The organism is Streptomyces sp. S3(2020) (assembly GCF_013044505.1).
Classification (GTDB): Bacteria; Actinomycetota; Actinomycetes; order Streptomycetales; family Streptomycetaceae; genus Streptomyces.
The window spans coordinates 1-7,001 of sequence record NZ_JABERD010000335.1; the positions used below are offsets into that span (position 1 = coordinate 1).

At 71.0% G+C, this 7,001-nt stretch carries 5 protein-coding genes; all 5 read left to right on the forward strand.

Going from position 1 to position 7,001, the window contains the following annotated elements:
* Window positions 1-118: 118 nt before the first annotated feature.
* Genes HLK59_RS46720 through HLK59_RS46745 form a run of 5 tightly spaced genes read left to right on the forward strand, consistent with a single transcriptional unit; the run spans window position 119 to window position 6,923 of the window.
* Entirely contained in the window at window positions 119-388 is a 270-nt protein-coding gene (locus HLK59_RS46720; RefSeq protein ID WP_171147769.1) for an acyl carrier protein, read from the forward strand.
* 27 nt (window positions 389-415) lie between these two features.
* Window positions 416-1,198 (forward strand): 3-oxoacyl-ACP reductase FabG, encoded by a 783-nt coding sequence (gene fabG, locus HLK59_RS46725; RefSeq protein WP_171147770.1) that lies wholly within the window; start codon window positions 416-418, stop codon window positions 1,196-1,198.
* 30 nt (window positions 1,199-1,228) lie between these two features.
* A complete protein-coding gene (locus HLK59_RS46730; protein ID WP_171147771.1) occupies window positions 1,229-2,173 on the forward strand; it encodes an aromatase/cyclase in 945 nt (314 codons plus the stop codon).
* A 2-nt stretch (window positions 2,174-2,175) separates the two neighbouring features.
* Window positions 2,176-5,397 carry an FAD-dependent monooxygenase gene (locus tag HLK59_RS51720; RefSeq protein WP_240983046.1) on the forward strand — a complete coding sequence of 1,074 codons (3,222 nt, stop codon included), beginning with the start codon at window positions 2,176-2,178 and terminating at the stop codon, window positions 5,395-5,397.
* A gap of 32 nt (window positions 5,398-5,429) precedes the next feature.
* Window positions 5,430-6,923 (forward strand): FAD-dependent monooxygenase, encoded by a 1,494-nt coding sequence (locus HLK59_RS46745; protein WP_171147772.1) that lies wholly within the window; start codon window positions 5,430-5,432, stop codon window positions 6,921-6,923.
* The last annotated feature ends 78 nt before the right edge of the window (window positions 6,924-7,001 follow it).

The following is a 7,001-nucleotide window of genomic DNA, read 5'->3' on the forward strand; positions in this document are numbered from 1 at the left end:
AGACCACAGACCCCCCGAACTCCTAGGCGACTTTCCACCCCTCCTCGCCCCTGCCAATCCCCACCGGCAGGGGCGCATCCATGCCCACCACCACCGATCCCCGAAGGGACCCCAACCCATGACCTCCACGTTCGCCCTCGCCGACCTCAAGCGCATCCTCCTGGAAGGCGCCGGCGCCGACGACGGCATCGACCTGGACGGCGACATCCTCGACCTCGACTTCGAGTCCCTCGGCTACGAGTCCCTCGCCCTCCTGGAGACCGGCGGCCGCATAGAGCGCGAGTACGGCATCGCCCTCGACGACGACGTCTTCACCGACAACCGCACCCCCCGCACCCTCATCGCCGCCGTCAACGAACTCCTGTCGCCGACCGCCACCGCCGCCTGACAAACCCGGACCCAGGGAGAAGCCACCATGCAGCAGGACCAGCGCGTCGCACTCGTCACCGGCGCCACCAGCGGAATCGGCCTCGCATCCGCACGGATCCTGGCCACCACCGGCCACCGCGTCTTCATCGGCGCCCGCACCGCCGAGAACGTCACCAGCACCGTCAAGCAGCTGTGCGAGGAAGGCCTCGACGTCGACGGAGCCGCCGTCGACGTACGCGACCCCGACAGCGTCACCACCTTCGTCACCGCAGCAGTGGAACGGTTCGGCCCCATCGACGTCCTCGTCAACAACGCGGGCCGCAGCGGCGGCGGCATCACCGCCGACATCGACGACGAGCTGTGGGACGACGTCATCGACACCAACCTCAACAGCGTCTTCCGCATGACCCGCACGGTCCTCAACACCGGCGGCATGCGCCACAAGGACCGCGGCCGGATCATCAACATCGCCTCCACCGCCGGCAAGCAGGGCGTGGTCCTCGGCGCCCCCTACTCCGCGTCGAAGCACGGCGTCGTCGGCTTCACCAAGGCCCTCGGCAACGAGCTCGCACCGACCGGCATCACCGTCAACGCGGTCTGCCCCGGCTACGTGGAGACCCCGATGGCGCAGCGCGTGCGCCAGGGCTACGCGGCCGCCTACGACACCACCGAGGACGCCATCCTCACCAAGTTCCAGGCGAAGATCCCGCTCGGCCGCTACTCGACCCCCGAAGAGGTCGCCGGCCTGGTCGGCTACCTCGCCTCCGACACCGCGGCCTCCATCACCGCACAGGCCCTCAACGTCTGCGGCGGCCTCGGCAACTTCTAACCCCCCCCTGCCCCTGAAGGGAGTTCAATCATGACGCTCCGCGAGGTCGAGCACACCGTCGACGTCGACGCCCCCGCCCCCGCCGTCTACCGCCTGATCGCCGAGGTGGAGAACTGGCCGCGGATCTTCCCGCCCACCATCTTCGTCGACCGCGTCGAGGCCGACGGCGACAGCGACAGCGAGCGGATCCGTATCTGGGCCACCGCCAACGGCGAGCCGAAGAACTGGACCTCGCGCCGCACCCTGGACGCGAAGGCCCAGGTCATCACCTTCCGCCAGGAGGTCTCCACCCCGCCGGTCGCCGCGATGGGCGGCACCTGGATCATCGAGCCGCTCACCGAGTCCACCTCCCGGGTGCGCCTGCTGCACGACTACCGGGCCATCGACGACGACCCCGAGGGCCTGGCCTGGATCGACGAGGCCGTCGACCGCAACTCCCGCTCGGAGCTCGCGGCGCTGAAGACCAACGTCGAACTCGCCCACGCCACCGAGGACGTGACGTTCTCCTTCGAGGACTCCGTCACGATCGCCGGGTCCGCGAAGGACGCCTACGACTTCGTCAACGAGGCCGGCCTGTGGCCCGAGCGGCTGCCGCACGTGGCCACCGTCCGCTTCGAGGAGCCCTCCCCGGGCCTGCAGAGCCTGGAGATGGACACCCGCGCCAAGGACGGCTCCACGCACACCACCAAGTCGTACCGGGTGACGTTCCCGCACCACAAGATCGCCTACAAGCAGGTCACGCTGCCCGCGCTGATGACCCTGCACACCGGCTACTGGACGTTCACCGAGGCCGCCGACGGCACCACGACGGCCTCCTCCCAGCACACGGTGGTCCTCAACACGGCGAACATCGCTCGCATCCTGGGCGAGGACGCCACGGTCGCGGACGCCCGCGCGTATGTGCACGGCGCGCTCAGCACCAACAGCCGCGCCACCCTGGGCCACGCCAAGGACCACGCCGAGAGCAAGCGCTGACGATGGTCGGCCGGCGACTCGACACCGACACCGACATCGACACCGACGTCGTCGTCGTGGGCGGGGGACCGGTCGGGCTGATGCTCGCCGGTGAACTCCGCTTCGGCGGCGCCGACGTCGTCGTACTGGAGACCCGCGAGGCCCCGACCACCGAGTCGCGGGCCTCGACCCTGCACGCCCGCACCATGGAGATCCTCGACAGCCGGGGCCTGCTGAAGGCCTTCGGCACCCCGCCGTGCGAGGTGCGCGGGCACTTCGGCGGCATCCCGCTGGACCTGACCCTGCCCAGCACCCACCCCGGGCAGTGGAAGGTCCCGCAGACCGAGACCGAACGCCTGCTCGGGGACTGGGCGGCAGGACTGGGCGCGCGCATCGAGCGACGCCACACCCTGCGCGCCCTGCGCACCACGGCCGAAGCCGTGGAAGCGGTGGCGGCAGGCCCCGACGGCCCGGTCCGCATCCGTGCGGCGTACCTGGTGGGCTGCGACGGCGAGAACTCGACCGTACGCCGCCTGCTGGACGCCGACTTCCCCGGCGAGGACGCCCACCGCGAGCTGCTGCGTGCCGACGTGGCGGGCATCGACGTACCGAACCGCCGTTTCGAGCGCCTTCCCGGCGGCATGGCGGTGGCCGCCCGGCGCGGCGACGGCGTCACCCGGGTGATGGTCCACGAGTTCGGCCGCGAGGCCCGACTCCGCACCGCGGAACCGGACTTCGCTGAGGTGTGCGAGGTCTGGCAGCGAGTGACGGGCGAGGACATCACATCCGGCACCCCGTTGTGGGTGAACTCCTTCGGCGACGCCAACCGCCAACTCGCCGCCTACCGCCACGGCCGCGTCCTGTTCGCCGGCGACGCCGCCCACCGCCAGATGCCCATCGGCGGCCAGGCCCTCAACCTGGGCCTCCAGGACGCGGTGAACCTCGGCTGGAAACTGGCCGCGGTGGCCACCGGCAGGGCCCCGGCGGACGTGCTCGACACCTACCACACCGAACGCCACGAGGTGGGCCGCAGGGTCCTGGCCAACATCAAGGTCCAGTCCCAACTCCTCCTGGGCGGCCGGGAGTCGGACTCGACGAGGTCGCTGTTCACCGAACTCCTCACGTCGGAGAAGGTCCGCACCCACCTGGCATCGATGATCGCGGGCCTGGACATCACCTACGGCGACCAGGGCGTACGCCTCCCGAGCACACCCCTGACGACAGCCCACGGCCGCACCACGACAACAACGGAACTCCTCCACCCGGCCCGCCCTCTGCTCCTCCTTTTGACTCCGAAGGCGGCCCCCTTCCACGACCAGGCGGCCCGCTGGTCGGACCACGTCACCACCATCACCGCCACAACAACCGACCTCCCCGGCACCGACGCCCTCCTGCTCCGCCCCGACGGCCACATCACCTGGACGTCCCCCAGCGCCACCCCCCTGCCGGAAGCCCTGACCCACTGGTTCGGCACCCCCGTCTCCACGCGAACGCCGGCAGCCGCCGACGGCGCTTCCGCCCCACAAGGGCCACCCGCACCCGAATCAACAACCCGCACAGGTGGTGCGGGTGGGACCCCTAAGGCCGAAGGCGAAGCCGAGGCCACCAACGACTCCCCGAAGGGCGACCCCATGAACACGAATGCCCCCGCGCCGCAAGAGCGCTACGACGTGGCCATCCTCGGCGCGGGCATGGCCGGCGGCATGCTCGGCGCCGTCCTCGCCCGCAACGGCGTGAAGGTCCTCCTCATCGACGCCGGCACCCACCCCCGCTTCGCCGTCGGCGAGTCCACGATCCCGTACACCTCCGCGATGACCCGGATCGTCGGCGAACGCTACGACGTCCCCGAGATCGTCCACATGGCCAGCTTCCGCGGCATCCAGGACCACGTCTCCCCGATGAGCGGCCGCAAGCAGAACTTCGGCTTCGTCTACCACCGCGAGGGCCAGGACCAGAACCCCGACGAGATCAACCAGCTCGTCGTCCCGGAGTGGCAGCGCACCGAGAGCCACCTGTTCCGCCAGGACACCGACGCCTACCTGTTCCACCTGGCCGTCCGCCACGGCGCCACCCCGCTGCTCGGCACCCGCATCACGGACATCGAGACAGGCCCGGACGGAGCGGTACTGCGCGACGCCCACGGCACCGAGTACCACGCCGAGTACCTCGTCGACGGCAGCGGCTTCCGCTCCCCGGTCGCCGACGCCTTCGGCCTGCGCGAGGAACCCACCCGCGCCCGCCACCACTCCCGCACCCTGTTCACCCACATGGTCGGCGTCACCGCCTACGACGACGCGCCCTCCGCCGCCGCGCACAAGCAGCCCAGCCCCTGGCACCACGGCACCCTGCACCACGTCTTCGACGGCGGCTGGCTGTGGGTCATCCCCTTCGACAACCACGACGGCGCGATCAGCCCGCTGTGCAGCGTGGGCCTCACCCTGGACGAGCGGAAGTTCCCCAAGTCCCAGGACCTCACCGCGCAGCAGGAGTTCGACGAGTTCCTGGCCCGCTTCCCGCAGATCGCCGAGCAGTTCACCGACGCCCGCGCGGTCCGCCCCTGGGTCGCCACCGGCCGCCTCCAGTACTCCTCCACCCGCACGGTCGGCGAACGCTACTGCCTGACCGCGCACGCCGCCGGCTTCATCGACGCGCTCTACTCCCGAGGCCTGACCAACACCCTGGAGGTCGTCAACTCCCTGGCCTGGCGCCTGATAGAGGCCACGAAGGACGGCGACTGGTCGACGTCCCGCTTCGAGTACATCGACCAGCTCCAGCAGGGCCTGTACGACGTCCACGACGACCTCGTCTACAGCTCGTTCGTCGGCTTCCGGCACTACGACCTGTGGAACGCCGTCACCCGCGTGTGGGAGTCGACCAGCATCATGCCGACGATGACGGTGGAGCGGGCGTACCGCCGCTTCATGGAGCACAGGGACGACCAGATCCTCAAGGACCTGGAGAAGACCACCACCCCCGGTCTGCCCGCTCCCGTAGGCGAGGACATCAGCTCCCTGCTCACCCTGACCCGCACCACCTGCCAGGCCGTCGAGGCCGGCGGACTGGAGCCGGGCGAGGCCGCCGAACTGCTCTTCGAGCAGCTGCGCGAGTCGAAGTTCCTGCCGGAGCCGTTCACGCTCGGCGACCCCGACAACAAGTGCTTCGAGGCGACCCCGGAACTGCTCGGCCAGGCCCTGGAATGGGGCCGCACCAAGGCCCCGGACCACATCGCCCAACTGTTCGGCTGACCACCACTCACGAGTAGGGGAGAGGAGAGACCATGGACGCCGACGTCATCATCGTCGGAGCCGGCCCGACCGGTCTGATGCTCGCCGGGGAACTGCGCCTGGGCGGCGCCCACGTCGTCGTGGTGGAACGCCTGGAGCAGCCCACCGGCCAGTCCCGCGGGCTCGGCTTCACCGCACGCGCCATGGAGGTCTTCGAACAGCGCGGCCTGCTGCCGTGGTTCGGAGACCTGGAGAAGGCCCCCATGGGCCACTTCGGCGGCGTGCAGTTCGACTACACCGTCCTCAAGGACGCCCACTTCGGCGCGCGCGGAGTCCCGCAGTCGCACACCGAGGACGTCCTGGAACGCTGGGCGATCTCGCTGGAGGCGGACATCCGGCGCGGCTGGGAGTTCCTCGAACTCGACGAGAAGGGCGACCACGTCGAGATCACCGTCGCCACCCCGCAGGGCGTCCAACGCCTCACCGCCCCCTACCTGGTGGGCTGCGGCGGCGGCAGCAGCCCCGTACGGAGGGCGGCCGGGTTCTCCTTCCCCGGCACCGACGCCACCCGCACCATGTACCTCGCCGACGTCGCCGGCTGCGACCTGCGCCCGCGCTTCCTCGGCGAGCGCCTGCCCGGCGGCATGGTGATGGCCGCCCCGCTCGGCGACGGCGTGGACCGCATCATCGTCGTCCCCGACGTCGAACCCGGCCGCGAACGCGAACGCTCGGTGAGCTTCACGGAGGTCGCCGACGCCTGGCAGCACATCACCGGCGAGGACATCAGCACCGGCACCGCCCACTGGGTCAGCTCCTTCACCGACGCCACCCGCCAGGTCACCGAGTACCGCCGCGGCCGCATCCTCCTGGCGGGCGACGCCGCCCACGTCCACCTCCCGGCGGGCGGCCAGGGCCTGAGCACCGGCGTCCAGGACGCCGCCAACCTGGGCTGGAAGCTGGCCGCCGAGGTCACAGGCAGGGCCCCGATCGGCCTCCTGGACACCTACCACAGCGAACGCCACGCGGCCGGCGCCCGCCTCCTGATGAACACCCACGCCCAGGGCATGCTCTTCGTCGGCGGCCCCGAGATGAGCCCGCTGCGCGAACTGATGGGCGAGCTCATCCAGTACGACGACGTCAAACGGCACCTCTCCGGCCTGGTCTCCGGCCTGGACGTCCGCTACGACGTCGGCGAGGGCACCCACCCCCTGCTCGGCCGCCGCCTGCCCCCGCGCACCCTGACCGGCACCGAGGGCCCCACCACCACGATGGAACTCCTCCACCCGGGACGCGGCATCCTCCTCGACCTCACCGACGACGAGGCCCTGCGTCAGGCGGCGGCCCCCTGGCAGGACCGGGTGACGACGGCGACGCTCCGCCCGGACGACACGGAACCCGTCCTGACGGCCACCACCGCCCTCCTGGTCCGCCCCGACGGCTACATCGCCTGGGCCACCGACACCACCCCGGACCCGACCGCACTGCGCACCGCACTGCACCGCTGGTTCGGCGACCCCCAGGACAGCACACCGGGGAGCACGGAGTGAGTGTGGACCTCCCACCAACGGGCGGGGCGTGCACGGCAGTTGACGCCCCGCCCGCCACCGGGCCCCGCCGCATCACGC

Coding starts and splice junctions, on each gene's coding strand:
- HLK59_RS46720 (WP_171147769.1), top strand. CDS start 119: ATGACCTCCACGTTCGCCCTCGCCGACCTCAAGCGCATCCTCCTGGAA.
- fabG (WP_171147770.1), top strand. CDS start 416: ATGCAGCAGGACCAGCGCGTCGCACTCGTCACCGGCGCCACCAGCGGA.
- HLK59_RS46730 (WP_171147771.1), top strand. CDS start 1,229: ATGACGCTCCGCGAGGTCGAGCACACCGTCGACGTCGACGCCCCCGCC.
- HLK59_RS51720 (WP_240983046.1), top strand. CDS start 2,176: ATGGTCGGCCGGCGACTCGACACCGACACCGACATCGACACCGACGTC.
- HLK59_RS46745 (WP_171147772.1), top strand. CDS start 5,430: ATGGACGCCGACGTCATCATCGTCGGAGCCGGCCCGACCGGTCTGATG.